Origin of the sequence: Methylicorpusculum oleiharenae (genome assembly GCF_009828925.2) — a bacterium.
GTDB classification, from domain to species: domain Bacteria; phylum Pseudomonadota; class Gammaproteobacteria; order Methylococcales; family Methylomonadaceae; genus Methylicorpusculum; species Methylicorpusculum oleiharenae.
Genome location: NZ_WUTY02000001.1, coordinates 3565514 through 3584837 on the forward strand (window position 1 = coordinate 3565514; position 19324 = coordinate 3584837).

19 protein-coding genes are annotated in these 19324 nt (G+C 43.8%); 3 read left to right on the forward strand and 16 right to left on the reverse strand.

What is annotated here, in order from left to right:
* The first annotated feature begins 6 nt into the window (after positions 1–6).
* On the forward strand, positions 7–828 hold the full coding sequence (locus GO003_RS16060) for a class I SAM-dependent methyltransferase (RefSeq protein WP_159657925.1): 822 nt from the start codon (positions 7–9) through the stop codon (positions 826–828).
* A gap of 246 nt (positions 829–1074) precedes the next feature.
* The gene (locus tag GO003_RS16065; protein WP_159657924.1) at positions 1075–1539 is read left to right on the forward strand and encodes a peroxiredoxin; all 465 of its coding nucleotides are present in this window, start codon (positions 1075–1077) and stop codon (positions 1537–1539) included.
* A 63-nt stretch (positions 1540–1602) separates the two neighbouring features.
* Here GO003_RS16065 and GO003_RS16070 read toward each other — a convergent pair whose 3' ends face one another.
* The 5 genes from GO003_RS16070 to GO003_RS16090 form a co-directional block, all read right to left on the reverse strand.
* Positions 1603–2202: a TetR/AcrR family transcriptional regulator gene (locus GO003_RS16070; RefSeq protein ID WP_159657949.1), complete on the reverse strand. Its 600-nt coding sequence runs from the start codon at positions 2200–2202 to the stop codon at positions 1603–1605.
* A 152-nt stretch (positions 2203–2354) separates the two neighbouring features.
* Complete coding sequence (gene pgsA / locus GO003_RS16075) at positions 2355–2924, reverse strand: CDP-diacylglycerol--glycerol-3-phosphate 3-phosphatidyltransferase (RefSeq protein ID WP_206444716.1); 570 nt, start codon at positions 2922–2924, stop codon at positions 2355–2357.
* Complete coding sequence (uvrC, locus tag GO003_RS16080) at positions 2914–4755, reverse strand: excinuclease ABC subunit UvrC (protein WP_159657923.1); 1842 nt, start codon at positions 4753–4755, stop codon at positions 2914–2916. Before uvrC ends, pgsA begins: the two co-directional genes overlap by 11 nt.
* A 2-nt stretch (positions 4756–4757) precedes the next feature.
* Positions 4758–5396: a uracil-DNA glycosylase gene (locus GO003_RS16085; protein WP_159657922.1), complete on the reverse strand. Its 639-nt coding sequence runs from the start codon at positions 5394–5396 to the stop codon at positions 4758–4760.
* 22 nt (positions 5397–5418) lie between these two features.
* Positions 5419–6999 (reverse strand): peptide chain release factor 3, encoded by a 1581-nt coding sequence (locus GO003_RS16090; RefSeq protein ID WP_159657921.1) that lies wholly within the window; start codon positions 6997–6999, stop codon positions 5419–5421.
* 100 nt (positions 7000–7099) lie between these two features.
* Between GO003_RS16090 and GO003_RS16095 the strand changes: the two genes are divergently transcribed.
* Positions 7100–7741 carry a DUF2959 domain-containing protein gene (locus GO003_RS16095; protein ID WP_159657920.1) on the forward strand — a complete coding sequence of 214 codons (642 nt, stop codon included), beginning with the start codon at positions 7100–7102 and terminating at the stop codon, positions 7739–7741.
* A gap of 39 nt (positions 7742–7780) precedes the next feature.
* Here the strand turns inward: GO003_RS16095 and GO003_RS16100 are convergent, their stop codons facing one another.
* The 11 genes from GO003_RS16100 to hisC form a co-directional block, all read right to left on the reverse strand.
* Complete coding sequence (locus tag GO003_RS16100; RefSeq protein ID WP_159657919.1) at positions 7781–9448, reverse strand: ATP-binding protein; 1668 nt, start codon at positions 9446–9448, stop codon at positions 7781–7783.
* 515 nt (positions 9449–9963) lie between these two features.
* Positions 9964–10191 (reverse strand): FeoC-like transcriptional regulator, encoded by a 228-nt coding sequence (locus GO003_RS16105; protein WP_159657918.1) that lies wholly within the window; start codon positions 10189–10191, stop codon positions 9964–9966.
* Complete coding sequence (gene feoB / locus GO003_RS16110) at positions 10172–12517, reverse strand: Fe(2+) transporter permease subunit FeoB (RefSeq protein WP_159657917.1); 2346 nt, start codon at positions 12515–12517, stop codon at positions 10172–10174. The genes GO003_RS16105 and feoB overlap by 20 nt, the downstream gene beginning before the upstream one ends.
* Positions 12517–12750: a FeoA family protein gene (locus tag GO003_RS16115; protein WP_159657916.1), complete on the reverse strand. Its 234-nt coding sequence runs from the start codon at positions 12748–12750 to the stop codon at positions 12517–12519. Before GO003_RS16115 ends, feoB begins: the two co-directional genes overlap by 1 nt.
* 159 nt (positions 12751–12909) lie before the next feature.
* Positions 12910–13149: a lipopolysaccharide assembly protein LapA domain-containing protein gene (locus tag GO003_RS26615; protein WP_159657915.1), complete on the reverse strand. Its 240-nt coding sequence runs from the start codon at positions 13147–13149 to the stop codon at positions 12910–12912.
* Between the two features lie 33 nt (positions 13150–13182).
* Positions 13183–13488, reverse strand: a complete 306-nt coding sequence (locus tag GO003_RS16120; protein WP_159657914.1) for an integration host factor subunit beta — start codon at positions 13486–13488, stop codon at positions 13183–13185.
* Positions 13489–13557: 69 nt separating this feature from the next.
* A complete protein-coding gene (rpsA, locus tag GO003_RS16125; protein WP_159657913.1) occupies positions 13558–15219 on the reverse strand; it encodes a 30S ribosomal protein S1 in 1662 nt (553 codons plus the stop codon).
* Between the two features lie 97 nt (positions 15220–15316).
* Positions 15317–15973 (reverse strand): (d)CMP kinase, encoded by a 657-nt coding sequence (cmk, locus tag GO003_RS16130; protein WP_159657912.1) that lies wholly within the window; start codon positions 15971–15973, stop codon positions 15317–15319.
* Positions 15970–17292 (reverse strand): 3-phosphoshikimate 1-carboxyvinyltransferase, encoded by a 1323-nt coding sequence (aroA, locus tag GO003_RS16135; RefSeq protein WP_159657911.1) that lies wholly within the window; start codon positions 17290–17292, stop codon positions 15970–15972. The genes cmk and aroA overlap by 4 nt, the downstream gene beginning before the upstream one ends.
* A gap of 1 nt (position 17293) precedes the next feature.
* Complete coding sequence (locus GO003_RS16140) at positions 17294–18172, reverse strand: prephenate dehydrogenase (protein WP_159657910.1); 879 nt, start codon at positions 18170–18172, stop codon at positions 17294–17296.
* Entirely contained in the window at positions 18165–19274 is a 1110-nt protein-coding gene (gene hisC, locus GO003_RS16145) for a histidinol-phosphate transaminase (RefSeq protein WP_159657909.1), read from the reverse strand. The genes GO003_RS16140 and hisC overlap by 8 nt, the downstream gene beginning before the upstream one ends.
* Positions 19275–19324: the final 50 nt, after the last annotated feature.

A 19324-nucleotide genomic window follows, 5' to 3' on the forward strand; every position in this document is an offset into this window, starting at 1 on the left:
TCACCTATGGTTAATTTGCCTTATTTTGATGAATTGCTTAAATTGCTTGCACAAGATACTTTTGTTGAAAAGCCGTTCGGTAAGCATGTGCATTGGGGCTGTTGGGATGATCCCGAACGGGCAACATTATCGACAGATGATTTCATTAAAGCCACAGAAAATCTGACGCGTATGCTCTGTGCATTCGCTGAAATAAATGATGGAATGACTGTTTTAGATGTGGGTTGCGGTTTTGGAGGCACCCTTGCTTACTTGCAAGAAACCTACAGTAATCTGAAATTATATGGACTTAATTTGGATATTCGACAATTGTATCGGGCCAAGAATAATTTGCTGCAAACTGCTGACAGTCCCTATCTTCTTGTCAACGGCAATGCTTGTTCCCTGCCCTTCCTCGATCAATCTATCAATTGTGTTTTAGCGGTTGAATGCATATTCCATTTCTCTGATAGGGCATTATTTTTTCAGGAGGTTTTCAGGGTTTTAAAACCGGGCGGAACGCTGGTGTTCTCAGATTTTGTACCTAAACCGTGGCTGGCTCCGTTAACTCAGATTAAATTACCCAGACCGTTCGGGTTTCATTTTTATGGCCACTGCCAGTTTGATTTCACTATTGAAAAATACCGGAACCTGGCGAAAGAAACAGGATTTTCTGAGAAAAATGAACTCGATATTACCTTAAATACATTACCGACTTACCGTTTTCTGCGGCGTTTTGCCAGAGATGTAGGTTTTTATAACGTATCAGCAATAATGGAGACGACGACCGCTGAATTGGTCAGTCGTTTGGGTTGGTTGGATTATTTGATATTAAGTTATCGAAAATAATCGCAAGAGATGCAGTTTAATCAGAAATTTAAGCTGATGTTGATTCATATTAGGTCCATTCTGTTTTAACAACCTTACAACGGACGCATTGATAAAGAGTACTTAGTTTTCCAAACTTCACATCAAACTTTTTTTCTTTAACGATCTGCCATTTATGAAAGCCGTTCTTGCACATGATATTTTTTTTATCATGCGGCTTTTTTTTGAATTCAATTATTTCGGCCATACTCAAGGTAAATCAAACAAATGGAAGCATTGACACCCGGGCAAATCAGCCCTGATTTTTCGCTACAAGACGCTAATGGCGTCAACCATCAACTTGCTCAGTATAGAGGCAAATGGGTTATTCTTTATTTTTACCCCAAAGACAATACGCCTGGATGTACTATCGAAGCGTGTCAATTCAGGGATAATGATCAAACGTTAAAAGCGTTGAACGCCGTTGTGCTGGGCGTAAGCACTGATACAATCACCAGCCATGAAAAATTTATACAGAGTCAATCACTGCCTTTTACGTTGTTATCGGATTCTGATGGCAAAGTTAGCCAATCTTATGGTGCACTGTTTAAACTGGGGCCGATTAAATTCAGCAAGCGGCACACCTTTATTATCAATCCGGAAGGTGTGATTACCAGGATATACAGACAGGTCAAACCCGCCAAACACAGCGAAGAAGTCATTGAGGCAATAAAAACTGCTGGTCGTGATTAATTTCGGTTCGTGGAAATAAACATAGGGGCAGGTGCCATAGCAATTCTAAGTCACCTGCCATCATCATTTTTTATGAATCGCGTGCCAGGCAGCAAGCCAAGCCGGAGACTGATAGCTATCCACTGATTTAGTCAGATTTCCTGATACGGCCATGACTAATGTGTGATTGATAATTCCAAAAAATAAGGTGTAAACCACCATGGGATCGATGTTTTTGATCTCTTCAGCCTTGATGCCTGCTTGAATAATTTTTATTATTTTTATAAAAGGCGCTGTTTCTATTAAAGGCTTTTCGTCAGGTAAAAATTCAGAAAGCTTTATCACGAATAAAAATTCAATGATATCCGGCGCATCTTGTGCCAATCGAAATAATAACCCAACAACTTCCCTTAATTGTTCTGAAGGTTTTTTATTACATCGACGAATATCGTCGATAGAAATACTTAAACTGTCGATAATGTTTGCGTAAAGAGCGGCGGCTATCGTCTGTTTATTTTTAAAATGCTGGTAAACGCCACTGGTTGTTTTGATACCCGCTTCTTTGGCAATATCCGTTAATGACGTATTAAAAAAACCTTTTTGGGCGAATAACCTTAAAGCAGCCAGGAGTATTTCATCCGGAGTGTCCAGCTTTTTATTATTATTTTCTATTTCTTGTTCCATTTTCGCTTTTTGCAGCAAAATCAATGTGCTACTTATAAATAAATTGTTAGAAAAAACAATACTTAGTGTTGAAATCCAATTCACTGTCGAATGGGTATTTACATCCTAAGTATGTCGCCAGATCAGTAAACCTATCTGTTTTTGTAATCGGCTTAAAGCGTATCATTTTGAATGACATTCCAGGCGGCTTTCAAGTAATTGATCATCGACCATAATGTCAGAAAAGCCGCTAAATACAGTAAAAAATAACCGGATGTTTTAACCGGAAAGCCCGCTATATCATGGCTGTAGAGAAGAAATGATATGGCGAGCATCTGTGCACTGGTTTTCCATTTGCCCAATTCAGAGACTTTAACTTTAGCTCTTTGACCTAATTCGGCCATCCATTCTCTTAACGAAGCGATGGTAATTTCACGGCCGATAATGATGGCCGCGGGAATAGCCAGATAAGGCGAACCATCTTGCTGAACAATCAGGACCAAAACAAAGGCAACCATCAATTTATCAGCAACCGGGTCTAAAAAAGCACCAAATCGTGTTTCCAGTCCCATTTTTCTGGCTAAATAACCATCCAGCCAATCGGTAAAGCCGGCAACCACAAAAATAAGCGTGCTAGCCAGATTAGCGTGCTCCCAGGGTAAATAAAAAAACACAGCCAATAAAGGAATCAAAAAGATTCTTAGCAAGGTTAAATGAGTTGGTAAGTTTAATTTAATTGCCATCTTGTTGATGTAATTGATCGTAAATTTTTTGCGCCAAGTGTTTGCTGATGCCGTCAATACTGCTTAATGCATCGACACTGGCCCTTGTTATACCCTGCAATCCGCCAAATTGTTTCAGTAAGAGTTGACGCCTTTTGGGCCCTAGTCCTGAAATCTCCTCTAACAACGATTCTCTTTTGGCTTTCCCACGTCGTTGCCTGTGTCCTGTAATTGCAAAACGATGCGCCTCGTCCCTGATATGCTGTATCAGTAATAAAGCTGACGAACCGGGAGAAAAGTCTATGGGTTGTTCCTGGTCGGTCAGAATTAATTTTTCCATTCCCGCTTTTCGATCGGGTCCCTTGGAAACGCCGACTATCATAACATTGTTTATCGCTAATTCAGCCAAAGCCTTTTTTGCCTCATTGACCTGCCCCCTGCCCCCATCAATGAATAAAATATCCGGCGCTTCGTATTCGCCTTTTTTAATTCGTGCAAAGCGGCGCGATACGGCTTGATGAATGGCCGCGTAATCATCACCGCCTGTGATACCCTGAATATTGAAGCGGCGATAAGCGGATTTAACAGGCCCTTCCTGATCAAAGACAACACAAGCCGCGACTGTCTGGTCGCCCTGCGTATGACTGATGTCAAAACATTCCAGACGCTTGGGTATTTCGTTACAGCCCAGTTCTTCTTGCAGGCTGACATATCGTCCATACAAACCTTGACGATTTGATAACTTGGCATTGAGAGCACTTTCGGCGTTGGTCATCGCCATTTGCAGCCATTTTAACCGTTCTCCGCGAACACTGGTACAGAGGCTGACCGGACGTTTTGCATGTTGTGTCAACACTTCCTGCAACAGCTCAATTTCGTCAATGTCATGACTTAAAATTAATTCAGAAGGAATCGGTTTATCCAGGTAGTACTGCGCTATAAAAGCCTGCAGAATATTTTCAGACGCGGTGTCATCGAATAGCTTGGGATAAAATAACTTGTTACCCAGATGTTGGCCGTTGCGTATAAAAAAAACCTGAACAGCAGCCATGCCGGCTCGAGTAGCGCTAGCAACAATATCGACATCGCCTCGTTCGCCATGGACAAAATGCTTTTCAAGAATGCCCCGAATCCGGGAAATTTGATCCCGATACGCCGCAGCCTGCTCAAAATCCAAAGACATGGATGCTTTTTCCATTTTTTCGATCAAGCGGTTGATTAAAGTTTCACTTTTACCCTCTAGAAACAAAACGGTACCTTCTACATCCAGTCCATAGTCTTCTCGATTGATTAATCCGACGCAAGGCGCTGTGCAGCGCTGAATTTGATGTTGCAGACAAGGCCGCGAACGATTTTGATAATAAGAGTCTTCACACTGGCGTACCGGAAAGATTTTCTGGATTAATTTTAAGGTTTCCTTAACGGCTCCGGCGCTGGGATAAGGTCCGAAGTAGAGTCCCCGCAGCTTTTTTGCGCCTCGATGAAAAGTAACGCGTGGAAAATCATGAAGACTGGAAATATAGATGTAGGGATACGATTTGTCGTCTCTAAGACAAATGTTGTACTTGGGCATATAGCGCTTGATGAGCTGGCTTTCCAGCAACAGCGCTTCGCCTTCACTGTGGGTTACGGTGACTTCAATATCCGCAACATGGCTCACCATAGCCTGTTGTTTGGGAGATGCGGTTTGGCTTCTGAAATAGCTGGAAACGCGGTTCTTCAGGTTTTTAGCCTTGCCAATGTAAAGCACTTCGCCTTGTTGATTGAGCATTTTGTAAACGCCCGGGCGAGGCGTTAAGGTTTTCAGGAAACCCTTAACGTCAAATTCATTAAAAGATGAGTCGCCTGTCACCGTTACTTTGATAGTTCTGCAATAGTTTGAAAAACATCGGAAAACATGGTTTTTGTTAACCGTTTGGTCTGGACGTTATAACGGCTGCAATGATAAGAATCAATCAATAGGCGCCCTTCTGGCAACCTATGCACTTGATTATGGCCAAACCGGGCCGCACTTGCTTTTAATCCGTAAGCTTTAAGCACAGCCTGATGAGCGATCTGTCCCAATGCCAGAATAATCGATTGACCTGATAACTGCTTTAATTCAGCAGCAAGGAATTGATTGCAGCGGTTAATTTCCTCGCCGGCCGGCTTGTTTTTCGGGGGTAAACATTTGACGGCATTGGTGATTCTGCAATTTTTGAGTACTAATCCATCATCAAGATGAGTCGATACAGGCTGATTGCTGTAACCAAATTCATACAATGCTTCATAGAGCAAAATGCCCGCATAATCTCCGGTAAATGGCCGTCCGGTAGCATTGGCCCCATGCATGCCGGGTGCCAAACCGACAATCAATAATCCGGGATTGCTATCTCCGAAAGGCGCCACAGGTTTTGCGTGATAAGCCGGAAACTTGCATTTGACATCAATCAGGAATTGATCCAACCGTTTACAGCTTTTACAGTCAGGGTCAAACAGGAGAATGGAATCCACGCAAGGTTCTCCAGAAGTGATATCAGAGTTCACGCGTAGCGCTGAATTTAATATCAGGCCATCGCTCTTCTGTCAGTTGCAAATTAACGCGACTGCTGGCCAGATAGACCAGGTAGCCTCCGCCATCTTCGGCTAAATTTTCGAAAGCTTTTTTCTTAAAGTCTTCCAATTTTGCCGGTTTATCTGAACTGATCCAGCGCACGGTGTTGATGGGCGAGGCATCATAAACACACTCGACATTGTACTCCGCTTTAAGCCGATAGGCCGTTACATCAAACTGTAAAATTCCGACCGCGCCCAAAATCAAATCATTATTCTTGAGTGGTTTGAATAACTGGGTAGCGCCTTCTTCGGTGAGTTGTATCAAGCCTTTTTGTAAGGCTTTGGCTCTTAGGGGGTCTTTTAGAACTACGCGTCTGAATAACTCGGGAGCAAAATAAGGAATTCCCCCGAATTTGAGTGTTTCACCTTGCGAGAACGTATCGCCTACTTGAATGGTGCCGTGATTATGCAACCCGATAATATCGCCGGGATAAGCTTCTTCGACGTTTTTTCTGGTATCGGCCTGGAAAGTGATCGCATTGGCAACCTGCACTTGTTTGCCGGTTCGAACATGATAAATTTTCATACCTTTATCAAATTTGCCCGAACAAATGCGCAGAAAGGCAACACGGTCACGGTGAGCAGGATCCATGTTAGCCTGCACTTTAAAAACAAAACCACTGAATTTGTTTTCTTCAGGTTTTACGATGCGCTGTTCAGCCTGACGCGGCCTCGGGGCCGGGGCAAATTCGGCAAAAGCGTCCAATAACTCCAGGATGCCGAAATTGTTAATCGCCGAACCAAAAAATACCGGCGTGAGTCTTCCGTCCAGGTATTGTTCCAGATCAAATTCATGGCTGGCGCCTTTGACCAATTCGATCTCATCACGAAGCTCTTGGGCTTGATCATCCAGTAAAACGTCCAATCTGGGGTCATCCAGACCTTTAATTACCTCTGCCTGGGCAATTTTTCCGCCATGCTGAGCGCTGAATAAATGAATTTCGTCTTTATAAAGATGATAGACGCCTTTAAATCGTTTACCCATGCCGATAGGCCAGGTCATAGGCGCGCATTTAATATTGAGGACGCTTTCCACCTCATCCATCAGCTCTATGGGTTCCCGCCCTTCTCTATCGAGTTTATTGATAAATGTCAAAATGGGGGTGGTTCTAAGACGGCAAACTTCCATCAGTTTGATGGTCCGGTCTTCAACGCCTTTGGCGACGTCGATCACCATCAAAGCAGAATCTACAGCAGTGAGTGTCCGGTAGGTGTCTTCAGAAAAGTCCTCATGCCCGGGGGTATCCAGAAGATTCAGAATACAGTTTTTATGCTCGAACTGCATGACCGATGTAGTCACGGAAATGCCCCGTTCCTTTTCCATCTCCATCCAATCGGAGGTCGCATGACGCGCTGCTTTTCGGCCTTTGACCGATCCGGCTAGCTGAATAGCACCCCCGAACAACAACAGTTTTTCCGTAATCGTAGTTTTACCCGCATCGGGGTGAGATATAATTGCAAACGCCCGTCGCCGCTCAAGTTCTGAAAGTGTTTCTGACATGTTTCAATAAAAAAGACTACAAAAAGCTGGCAATTATAACTTATTATCAATTACCGTATAGAATCAATGTAATGCGTTATTTACAGAGGAGAGACCCATCATGCGATTAAACATTCTGACTACCCTGGCTTTTTTTGTCCTTGCAGGATGTTCCTCTCTTTATTACAGCGGACTTGAACAAATAGGCATCCCTAAACGTGAGGTGATGGTTCACAGGGTAGAAAAAGCGCGCGATACCCAACAGGAAACAAAAGAACAATTCAAATCAGCTTTAGCTCAATTTACCGCAATAACTCAATTTAAAGGCGGTGACCTGCAAGACACCTATGAAAAACTGAATGCCGAATACGAAGCCAGTGTCGACAAAGCCAAAGAAGTCAATAAACGGATCAGTGATATTGAAGACGTATCAGGTGCTTTGTTTACAGAATGGGAACAAGAAATCACTCAATACAGCAGTCCATCGCTTAAAGCGAGTAGCCAGAAAAAATTGACCGCAACAAAAGCGCATTACCAACAATTGATTTCAGCCATGAAAAATGCAGAATCAAAAATTCAACCGGTATTGATTGTGTTTAAAGATCAGGTGATGTTTTTAAAACATAACCTGAATGCTCAGGCCATAAGCTCATTAAAAGGCGAATTAGGTAACATTAAATCGGATGTTTCTTCTCTGATCCTGTCTATGGAGAAATCAATTAATGAAGCCAACGCCTTCATCAAAACCATGGAATCTAAATGATTGGTTTCTCAATCCTGCTCGCTTTTTATACGGAACACTTCACTTTCGGGTTTGTGTCCGCCAAAAGTTAACAATTTGATCAACATCCAAATCATCAGGACCTTCTCTCCATCCGGTGTAGTAGTCAACATCATTACTTTTAGGTTCGGGGTTGGGCCGATAGATCTGGACGCGTGTGGGAATAGGCGCTGCTTCACCTAAAACCAGCGCCTCGCCTCTTCCTAAAGAAGTCAGAATGTCGGTCAAATCACCTTCAGCTTCAGGAACCAGGCCGCGAATATACGCTTGGTCATCAGGGTTTGTCGTTCTTAAACAAATAAAAGTACTGCATTGAGAGAGCATGGTCTCCGACAGTTCGGTAGGCCGCTGGCTGATGACACCGATCGAGACACCGTATTTACGGCCTTCTTTGGCAATCCTTTCCATCATTTTTTTGGTGCCATCAAACTGACCGCCTTTTTCTCGGGGAATATAGGCATGCGCTTCCTCGCAAATCAGCGTGATAGGAAACTCGCGACGCTTAGGGTTCCAATAGTTAAACTCATAAGCTAATCGGCCCACCTGAGCAGATACCGCGGGCCTGACATCGGTAGGAACTGAACTTAAATCAACAACGGTAATATTCGCTTTATTTTTTCCTAAACCAATGAACTGTCTTAGCAGATCAGGCATGGCGCCGGAATGGTTGCATTTTTTTGGCTTAAGCAGAAAATCATAGCGAACATCGTTAAAACGGCTTTGCATACGCACCAGAAACTCATCAAACTGGCCGAACAAGGCACCTTTGGTTTTACCAAAATCTTTTCGTTCTTCATTGGCGTTTTTAAACTGCATATACAGCTCGGCCAGGGAAAAATAGATGGGGGTATCAATTGAAGCTGCGTTAAGCCCAATTTCTTTTGCTTCCTTTCGCTTGAGCTGCTGCAGAATTTCACGCATGAAAGCCATTTGCAGGGATGCGCCTTTGTCTTCACGGTCAATAAATAAATCGATAAGCTCGGCATAGGTCATCATCCAGTAAGGCATTTCCATTTCCATCGCATCGACGTAATTAACCATTTCTTTGGGAAATGCGGACTGAACTTGCCCGGCTTCATCTTTCCAGCAATATTCGCCGTGAAGATCCAGCATGATCAGATGAGCCTTAGGCATGGCTCTGACGGTATGTTGAATCAAACTGGTTACGGTCCATGATTTACCGGAACCGGACTGGCCAATAATAGCAAAATGGCGACCGAATAAAGCCCTGGGATCCAGGCTTAAATGGTAGTCCTTGTGATTAGCTAATTGGCCGATATAGAATTCATAAGACCTGAACTTGGAAAAGATGGCATTGATCTCTTTAAGGCCAACGGCATAGACCTTAGCGCCGGGTGTAGGATAATGCCTTACCCCGCGAATAAATGTACTGTCGTTCTGGATCTCCCCGACGGGAATCAGTGAAATATACCGGTCTGTATGCCGGACTCCGCCGCTGCTGTCAAAGCGATCCTCCTCCCACATTTTATAAACAAGAGCAAGAACGTTGATATCCAACTGCCGAATGACAACATAAGAGCCTATATTTCCTGCCAATATACTTTCACCGTCAATGGTGATCAGAGGAATATCAGTTGAGTGATGTTCGGCCAGTCTGGCTTCCATGCCATCGCCCCGCACTTCGGATAAATAACCTATCAGAACACTGCTTGAGTCATGTTCGGACATTTGAGTACCTTTATAAAAAACGTAATTTTTTAGCGTAAGTTGGGTTGCATACTTTTTGCCACCCAACAATTAACGCCATGGCCTTGAAATGTTGGGTTGGCTATCGCCAACCGCAACCTGCAGGGTGCATTTCCATTGTTTTGTTGCACCGCTAAATAGGTACAAATAAAGTAACTACTCGCCCGCTTTGAATTAAGGGTGTAGGTGCTTGATTTCAAAGGACGCATCCATGCGTCCCTGTAGCTCTCTGCAACATCCCTGTTGCAGAAGCCTTTTCAATCAACCACCTACACCCACTAAGATTGGAGGGGGTGAGCAGATACCAAATAAACATAGCTCAAGCTTAGTCGAGTTTGGTAAATTGCAAAGTTAGCAAGCGTAAGTAGGGCGGCATTGGAGAGCTGTTATTAAAAATCAGCTTTGTTGAATTATATTGTTTTCTCAGGCAAAACCATGTCCAAGTTCCACAACTGATATTTCGAGGCTTTGGTGGATAATTGATAAAATTAAGCCTATCAGGTTTTTTCTACCCACTCGTAAATTTCTGTCAACGCAGGGTCGCACTTGCAGCAACTGGTACCGCACGAAGTTTCTAAAGGTATTTTTTTAATTGTACCTTTACTGATCCATTTACCCAGCATTCCCCGGATCGCATCAGCATCCATATGGAAATGATTGATCAAATCGATAAGCGCTACCTTGCGCTGGACTTTAATGTAGTCTCTAAGATCTGACAGTATCACGGTTAACCTCCAGAGCAGTGGTTTGATCGCTTTTTCTGCCATAAAGCCATAGCCCAAACAGAACAGTGCAAAACAATGTGATTAAACCAAGAATCCAACTGAGTGAATAAGACGGATTGCGGCTGAAAATTGCGATTTGATAAAAAACAGTGGCGCTCATATAGGCAAGCCCGGTAGTCCAGAAGACCACAAATAACGTCCAGCCCAGATCGGTCTCCCGGTATATGGCCGCCGTTGCAGCAACGCAGGGAGCATAAAGCAATATGAACAATAAATAGGCAAAAGCGCCCGCCTTTCCGTCGAAACTCGCTCTCATCGCTGTAAATGTCCTGGTATCGACTTCCTGTTCTGCAGATGCGTTCTCTATATCGCTGACATCGCCGATATTCAAGCCTAAAGGGTCTAATACGTTATCAGCTACATCTTTTAAATTATTAGGAATTGTTAATAAAGCTTCAGTCAGCGCATCTCCAAGATCAAAACCAACCTCGCTTTCTGTGTCTGAGTTTTCAGCGCCCATTTGGCTGTATAAAGCATCCAGTGTTCCGACAACCGCTTCTTTGGCCAGAATTCCGGTAAAAATTCCGACAGTGGCGGGCCAGTTTTCATTGCTTACGCCCATAGGATGAAAAGCCGGTGTGAGGGCCTTACCAATCTCGCTTAATACCGATTTGTCCGTGTTCTCTTTGCCAAAACTGCCGTCAACCCCCAACGCATTGAGAAAGTTAAGTACCAGCACCATGGGGACAATGACTTTTCCTGCATTAATGATAAATGCTTTTAATCTATCCCAAGTTCTTAAAAGAACACCACGTAAAGTGGGCATGTGGTAGGCGGGAAGTTCCATGATAAAAGGCGTTGAAGAACCTTTAAAGAGTGTGTGACGCATAATTAAACCGGTCAGCACAGCGACTGTAATGCCGAACAGATACAGGCCAAAAACCAGGTTTTGTCCCCCGACTGGAAAAAATGCCGCGGCAAAAAGCGCATAAACCGGGAGTCTTGCGCCGCATGACATAAAAGGATTCATTAAATTAGTCAATATGCGGTCGCGCTGACTATCCAAAGTCCGTGTAGCCATGATGGCCGGGACATTACAACCAAATCCCACAATCATCGGCACGAACGACTTTCCTGGCAAGCCTATAAACCGCATAAACCGGTCGACAACAAAGGCTGCTCTAGACATATAGCCGGAATCTTCCAGTGCCGATAAAAAAAGAAATAAAAATCCGACAATCGGGATAAAAGTCGTTACAACCTGGACTCCGCCCCCTACGCCATTCGCAAGTAAAACGATGAGCCATTCAGGCCAGTTCATGCTGTTTAACACGGCCGTCAGCCCATCAACCAGAAAAGCGCCGGATAATTGATCAAAAAAATCAACAAATGCGCTGCCTATGTTAATGGTGAACATAAACATTGCGTACATAACCAACAGAAAGATAGGTATGCCCAGAAAGCGATTAAGCACTACCCTGTCGATTACATCGGTTGTATGCCGATTGATTTGGTTTTTTCTTGTAACACACAATTGCGTGATTGTATTGACAAAACCATAGCGGGCATCTGCCGCTAAAATATCAATTTCATCATCGGTTTCGCTTTCAACCTGTCTTTGCAGTTCGATAACGTGTTGTGTCAGATTGGTTCCGGCAATTGCCCTAGCTAAAGTGTCATCTTCCAAAAGCCTAATTGCCAGCCATCTCAAATCACACCCTGCCTGATAAGCGGCATCACTTAATGGAATGGAAATTTTACTGATGGCTTGTTCGAGAGCGGGCGCGTACTCAATCAGGACGAAAGGTATGGGTTTGGCTGAAGCTGAACGGATAATTTCTTGTTTTAACTGCAAAAGCCCCTGACCCTGCGCCGCACTGATAGGCACCACAGGGCAGCCGATTTGCTCAGACAGTGTATCGATATCAATCGTTAGACCACGTTCTTTAAGTGCGTCCATCATATTCAGCACCAAAATCATCGGTACTTTCATCTCAATCAATTGAGAGGTTAAATAAAGATTTCTTTCAATGTTAGAAGCATCAACAATATTGATGATTAAATCAGCTTCATGAGAGGCTACAAAATCTCTGGCCACTTTTTCATCCAGAGCGACCTGATCGTCAGCAGCTTCTAAAGAATAGGTTCCAGGCAAATCGACTAATTCAATTTGTTTGTTGTCAAAAAAGAACTCCCCGGTTTTTTTCTCAACTGTAACGCCGGGCCAATTACCTACATGCTGTCTGGCACCGGTTAAAGCATTGAATAGTGTCGTTTTACCGCAATTTGGATTTCCGACTACGCCAACTACAAAATCAGCTTTCATTAGAGTTTCTCGATCAATAAAACCGAAGCTTCGTCTTTACGCAAGGTAAGAGAGAAGCCCCTTAATTTAATTTCAATAGGATCACCCATTGGAGCAAACCGCGTCACACTGAATTCTGTTCCGGGTGTAAGCCCCATAGCCAGCAATTTTTTCCGATAGGCTTTTGAAGTTTTATCAAATCCAACGACACGGCCTGAATCACCTGTTGTTAGGTTCTTCAAACTTAAAGTCATATTGATCTACTCCGGTTAAGTGCTCACATGTTACAAAAAATTAGTATTAATAATAATTCTCATTTGATAGCAATATAACATACATGCAAATGCTGTCAAATTTAACCTGTCTGACTTTACTTTTAATGCGGGATGAGATGAAAGTGGAGCCTGATAAGTTTACTTGTCGGAAAACTTATTCAGTTTGGAGTTTTGAGATTTTAATTTGAAGATTTCATTTGCAGCGACCAAGTATCCAATAAGGATGCCGGCAAACAACTCTATGGTGAGAGCTACAACTAGAGGAAGAGAGATGCTAAAGAAAAATAAATTGATCTCTATCCATTGAAAATTAAGTATTGAAAAAATCAACGCAACAGAAAAAATTAATATAAAAACAATGGCGACTATTAGTTTCATTTAATTTATTACTGTACCGCGCTGATTTAATGATTAATCGACAATATTGCATTTTTCCCGCGATTCATCAACACGATCGCGAAGTTCCTTCCCTGGTTTAAAATGGGGAACATATTTCTTTGGCAAGGCGACAGAATCACCCGTTTTGGGGTTTCTTCCCATTCTTGCGTCACGCTCATGCAAGGAAAAGCTGCCAAATCCCCGAATTTCAATTCTTTCGTTTGAGGCCAGTGAAAGACTCATTTGTTCAATTATACACTTGACTGCCAATTCAACATCTTTGAGAGCCAAATGAGGTTGTTGTTTGGCAAGCGCTTCAATTAGTTCCGATTTTGTCACATTCTGTCCTGCGAAGATGAATAAAATCAAAGGGTGTGCAATAGCTGCACACCCGTATCCTTATTGCGATTATTTTTCCATTTGTTTAAAAATATCACCCAATGTCGGCGTGCCTGCCGCTTGCTGGGTGTAATCTTTAATTGCCTCGGATTCTTCATCCTGATCTTTGGCTTTAATGGACAGTGAAATAGTTTTGCTTTTCTTATCGATGCCGATAAATTTAGCTTCTATTTTTTCACCTTCTTTCAGGAATGTACGCGCATCTTCAACTCTGTCGCGTTGAATTTCAGATGCTCTCAAGTAGCCTTCAACATTGTCGGCCAGCATGATTACCGCGCCTTTAGCATCAACTTCTTTGATAGTACCCAACACCAAGCTACCTTTCTCGTTAGAGGCAAGGAAGTTTTGGAAAGGGTCTTGTTCTAATTGCTTGATGCCTAAAGAAATGCGTTCGCGTTCTGCATCGACGGCCAAAATAACAGTCTCTACATCATCACCTTTTTTGTAATCGCGTGCCGCAGCTTCAGTATCATCGGTCCACGAAATATCAGACATATGAACCAAGCCATCGATACCGCCATCCAGTCCAATGAAAATACCGAAGTCAGTGATTGACTTGATTTTTCCAGTGATCTTATCGCCTTTATTATGGGTTGCAGCAAATTCATCCCATGGATTGGTTTTGCATTGCTTCATGCCGAGTGAAATACGACGACGTTCTTCATCGATTTCAAGCACCATGACTTCGACTTCATCGCCCAACTGCACAACCTTGGAAGGATTGACGTTCTTGTTGGTCCAATCCATTTCTGAAACGTGAACCAGACCTTCTACGCCCTCTTCGATTTCGATAAAGCAACCGTAATCAGTCAGGTTATTAACTTTGCCGAATACACGGGTACCGGCAGGATATCTGCGTGCGATGTTTTGCCATGGATCTTCACCCATTTGCTTCATGCCCAGAGAAACCCGGTTTTTCTCTTTATCAAACTTCAGGACTCTAACTTGAATTTCTTGACCAATTTCTACGCATTCAGACGGATGGCGAACACGACGCCAAGCCATATCGGTAATGTGCAACAAACCATCAATGCCGCCCAAATCAATAAATGCACCGTAGTCAGTCAGATTTTTAACAACGCCGGTAACAATTGCGCCTTCGCTAAGCGTTTTCAGCAATTCTTCTCTTTCTGCGCTGTACTCTTTCTCAACGACTGCACGGCGAGACAAGACGACGTTATTGCGTTTTTGATCAATCTTTATAACTTTGAATTCCAAGTCACGATTTTCAAGGAATGTAGTATCGCGAATAGGTCGAACATCAACCAAAGAACCAGGGAGAAACGCCCGCAATGCGCCGACTGATACTGTAAAGCCGCCACGTACTTTTCCAGTGATACGGCCCGTAATGGTCTTATCATCTGAAAATGCAGATTCCAACTCACCCCAGGCTTTGTTTTTCTTAGCTTTGTCACGAGAAAGAAGAGTAGAACCTAAACCGTCTTCAAACAAATCGAGGGCGACTTCAATTACATCGCCTACTTCAACTTCCAAATCACCATCGGCATTCAAGAACTGCCATTTTGGAATGATACCCTCAGATTTGGCTTGAGTGCTGACAATAACGAATTCATTTTCGATATCTACAACGGTACCCATTAACATCGCACCAGGACGCATTTCGGTCTTGGCTAAACTTTCTTCAAATAAATCAGCAAAGCTTTCGCTCATTATCTTCTTTCCCAAGCTTGTTTTATCTTTACAAGCTTATATTTTTTATCAAAGTTAAGAAAAACCGCCTGTATTTAGCGGCAACCATTTTTATTACTCAAGGGATTAGTGCAAGCACTTCAGCGATAACTGATTCAATGCTCATAGTTGAAGAGTCGATCAAAACAGCATCCTCTGCTATTATCAACGGCGCTGATGCTCGCTCGCGATCCCTGCGATCCCGCTCTTCTATCTCACAAGTAATCTGCGCAAGGTTAGCATCAATTCCTTTCTCTTTCAACTGTTTATAGCGCCTTAATGCTCTTTCATCGGCACTTGCCGTTAAAAACACCTTAATTTTTGCTTCCGGAAAAACGACAGTTCCCATGTCCCTCCCATCAGCAACCAATCCGGGCAATACCTTAAAATCCCTTTGTTTTTGAAGTAAAACCCGTCTAACTTCAGGCCATGCAGCAACGATTGAGGCTGATTTAGCTGTCGATTCAAGGGACAATAGCTGCGTAATATTCTCACCGTTCAAAAAAACGCTTAATTCATCACCACAATCAAAAGCCAGTTCCATTTTTTCAGCAACAGCTGCCGCCGAGGATTCATTGTTGATATCGATTCCTGCAATTGACGCGGCTATTGCCAAAGACCGGTATATAGAACCGCTGTCAAGATAATTCCAATTCAGTTTTCTAGCCACAGCACGGCTAACCGTGCCTTTTCCCGCCCCACTTGGACCGTCTATTGTTAACACCGGAACTGTCATGACGCTTGCTCGCTGATCAGCTTAAGGCCCAGTTTGGTCGCTATGCTGACAAACTCAGGAAAAGAGGTGTTTACATTCTCACAATCCTCAATCTCGATAGGTCCACTGGCTTTAAGTCCTGCAATGGAAAATGCCATCGCGATTCTATGATCTCCATGAGAAATTACCCTGCCCGCCCCTATGGGCCCACCCTGGATAATCATGCCGTCTGCTGTCGGTTCAGCATCGATGCCGAGAACTTGTAAACCATCCGCCATGACTTGAATGCGATCAGATTCCTTGACTCTTAATTCCTCTGCACCGGATAAACGTGTTTGCCCTTGTGCACAAGCGGCGGCAACAAATAATACAGGGAACTCATCAATTGCAAGAGGAACCAATGCGTCTGGTATATCAATCCCGGTTAAGGGGCTTGAAACCACATGCAGATCAGCTACCGGTTCGCCGCCAACGATGCGCTCATTGAGAACCTCAATCTTGGCTCCCATCAATCTGAGTATGTCAATAACACCTGTTCGGGTTGGATTGATGCCGACATGACGCAGGACAATATCCGAACCAGGCGCGATTGAGGCACCCACCAAGAAAAAAGCAGCGGATGATATATCACTGGGCACGTCGATATCATTCGCTGTCAATGATCCTTTTGCACTGATTGAAACTTTAGAACCCTGTTTTTCGACCGGATATGAAAAACCGCTTAGCATGCGCTCGGTATGATCGCGTGTTGGCGCGGGCTCGGTAACCGAGGTTATCCCCTTTGCATACATACCGGCCAATAGCAGGCATGACTTGACCTGGGCGCTTGCCATGGGCATTTGGTAATCAATGCCTTTGAGTTTGCCCGCCTGGCCTTTTATCTTGAGAGGTGCAGTCCCTTTTTCAGTTGTTTCAATCTCGGCGCCCATTTCAGCCAAAGGCTCCGTAACCCGTTTCATGGGTCTTCCTGAAAGCGATTTATCACCGGTTAATTCGGAATCAAATGCCTGCCCTGCCAGCAAACCCGACAGCAAGCGCATTGAAGTCCCCGAATTACCGAGATACAAAGGCTTTTGCGGTGCGGTTAGGCCGTGTTTACCTACACCATAGATAGTCAGCTCACCGTCTTTCGGACCTTCAATTCTGACGCCCATATCCCGGAATGCCTGCAAGGTAGCTAAAGCATCTTCGGCCTGGAGAAATCCTTTAACGTGAGTTATGCCTTCAGCCAATGAACCCAGCATGATAGATCGATGAGATATTGACTTGTCTCCTGGAACTCTTGCACTACCATTAAGACTTCCACCGGGCTGAACTATAAAAGTAACTGTTTTAGACATATTAATTATTATTTAACTGATCAAGAAAGCGTTGCCTGGCGTGCCTGGCATACGTGAAGGTTTCAAGAAGTTGCTGACTGTTATTGGTGTCTAACGCCAGCGCCATAGTATTAAGCTCGTGTTTCAATTGCTCAATTAGAGGCAGCAACTGGTTTTTATTGGCGAGACTGATGTCCAGCCACATAGTTGGGTCACTGGAAGCGATACGCGTAAAATCTTTAAACCCACCTGCAGCAAATTTAAAAATTTCGACTTGCTCATCCTTGCGCCCCAGCATGTGAACCAGAGCAAAAGCAAGCAGATGGGGAAGATGGCTGGTTGCAGCAAGCACAGCATCATGGTGCTCAACATCCATGACGGATATCACCGCCCCGAGTTTCTCCCAGAATACCTGAACTTTAGCCAACGAATCAGGATGAGTATCTGCTGCCGGCGTTATGATTAAACGCTTATTTTTAAACAAATCGGACAGGGAAGCTTTTACACCACTTTGCTCGGCACCTGCGATTGGATGAGCCGGAACAAAATTGACCGGAACATGACCAAATATTTCAACTGCAGCAGCAACGACATTAGCTTTTGTGCTTCCTACATCGGTATATACGGCAGATTCTGACCAAACGGGTTTCAGCATTGAAAGTACCGATTTGATACTGCCTACCGGCGTTGCAATAATAACAAGATCAGCCTGTTCAACGGCTGATTGAATATCAAAAGAATAACGATCAATTACTTTGAGCTGCAAAGCCTGTTCAAGGTTTTCCTTGTCATCAATACGGCCAAATCCGACGATATCCGAACATAGGCCTTGTTCTCTGGCAGCTCGTGCTATAGACCCCCCAATGAGCCCGACACCGATAATGCAAATCCGGTTAAACATGCGCCAAAATAGACTCTAAAGCATCGAGAAAAATATGATTCTCAGTCTGAGTACCAATGCTGATTCTCAGATGATTGGGCATTTCGTAATTGGCTACCGGCCTGACAATCACGCCTTTGTGTAATAAAGCCTGATATACCGCTTCGCCCGATTGCTGTAAATCAACCGACACAAAATTACCTGCTGAAGGGATCCAGTCCAGTTTCAGTTTCCGGAAACCATCAAGCAATTGCGCCATGCCCTGGTGGTTATTCAACACGGTTTTCTGTAGATGTTCGTGATCATTAAGGGCAGCTTCGGCGGCCGCGAGTGCCAGCATGTTATTGTTGAAAGGCTGGCGCACGCGATTTAATAAATCCGCTATCACGGCACTGGAGCATCCATAGCCTATACGCAAACCCGCCAATCCATAAGCCTTAGAAAAAGTCCGGGTAACGATAAGGTTAGGATAGCGATCAAGCCACTCAAATGAATTCGCCTGATTTTCAGTTGCTATGAATTCAAAGTAAGCTTCATCCAGCACACAGATGACTGTTTTAGGCAAGTCGCTGATAAACGATTCCAACTCATTGCCGGCTAAAAGAGTGCCTGTTGGATTGTTGGGGTTGGCAATAAAGACGACCCGGGTTCTGTCCGAGATCGCATGACGTATTGCATCCAGGTCATAACCGTATTGTTTTGCAGGGACTATGACAGCCTTGGCTCCTACCGCTTGAGTCACGATGGGATAGACTGCAAAGGCATGTTGGGAAAATACCACTTCATGCTCAGGCGAGACAAAGGTTCGGGCAATCAATTCGAGCAATTCATTTGAGCCATTACCCAATGTGATTTGTCTGGCGTCGATATTAAACTTTGATGACAAGGCCTGTTTTAGATTGAATCCGTTACCATCCGGATAAAGCGCCAAGTCTTTCAGTGTTCCCTGAATTGCAGCGAGGGCAAGAGGACTGGGTCCTAGCGGGTTTTCATTGGAGGCGAGTTTAATGATATTGGTCAGACCCAATTCACGTTCAAGCTCTTCAATGGGTTTACCGGCTTTATAGGGAATCAGCTGTTGAACACCGGGTAACGCTAATTGATAAATGGAATCGCAATTCATTTTGGATAGGGTTAATTTCGGGGATTTTAATAAAAAAAGGTAGAAGGCTA

What these genes read in the sequence shown, in the direction of transcription:
- GO003_RS16070 (WP_159657949.1), bottom strand. Translation starts at nt 2,202, where the DNA reads ATGGAACAAGAAATAGAAAATAATAATAAAAAGCTGGACACTCCGGAT.
- GO003_RS16065 (WP_159657924.1), top strand. Translation starts at nt 1,075, where the DNA reads ATGGAAGCATTGACACCCGGGCAAATCAGCCCTGATTTTTCGCTACAA.
- GO003_RS16095 (WP_159657920.1), top strand. Translation starts at nt 7,100, where the DNA reads ATGCGATTAAACATTCTGACTACCCTGGCTTTTTTTGTCCTTGCAGGA.
- GO003_RS16140 (WP_159657910.1), bottom strand. Translation starts at nt 18,172, where the DNA reads ATGTTTAACCGGATTTGCATTATCGGTGTCGGGCTCATTGGGGGGTCT.
- GO003_RS16115 (WP_159657916.1), bottom strand. Translation starts at nt 12,750, where the DNA reads ATGACTTTAAGTTTGAAGAACCTAACAACAGGTGATTCAGGCCGTGTC.
- feoB (WP_159657917.1), bottom strand. Translation starts at nt 12,517, where the DNA reads ATGAAAGCTGATTTTGTAGTTGGCGTAGTCGGAAATCCAAATTGCGGT.
- cmk (WP_159657912.1), bottom strand. Translation starts at nt 15,973, where the DNA reads ATGACAGTTCCGGTGTTAACAATAGACGGTCCAAGTGGGGCGGGAAAA.
- GO003_RS16060 (WP_159657925.1), top strand. Translation starts at nt 7, where the DNA reads ATGGTTAATTTGCCTTATTTTGATGAATTGCTTAAATTGCTTGCACAA.
- aroA (WP_159657911.1), bottom strand. Translation starts at nt 17,292, where the DNA reads ATGTCTAAAACAGTTACTTTTATAGTTCAGCCCGGTGGAAGTCTTAAT.
- hisC (WP_159657909.1), bottom strand. Translation starts at nt 19,274, where the DNA reads ATGAATTGCGATTCCATTTATCAATTAGCGTTACCCGGTGTTCAACAG.
- GO003_RS26615 (WP_159657915.1), bottom strand. Translation starts at nt 13,149, where the DNA reads ATGAAACTAATAGTCGCCATTGTTTTTATATTAATTTTTTCTGTTGCG.
- rpsA (WP_159657913.1), bottom strand. Translation starts at nt 15,219, where the DNA reads ATGAGCGAAAGCTTTGCTGATTTATTTGAAGAAAGTTTAGCCAAGACC.
- pgsA (WP_206444716.1), bottom strand. Translation starts at nt 2,924, where the DNA reads ATGGCAATTAAATTAAACTTACCAACTCATTTAACCTTGCTAAGAATC.
- GO003_RS16090 (WP_159657921.1), bottom strand. Translation starts at nt 6,999, where the DNA reads ATGTCAGAAACACTTTCAGAACTTGAGCGGCGACGGGCGTTTGCAATT.
- GO003_RS16100 (WP_159657919.1), bottom strand. Translation starts at nt 9,448, where the DNA reads ATGTCCGAACATGACTCAAGCAGTGTTCTGATAGGTTATTTATCCGAA.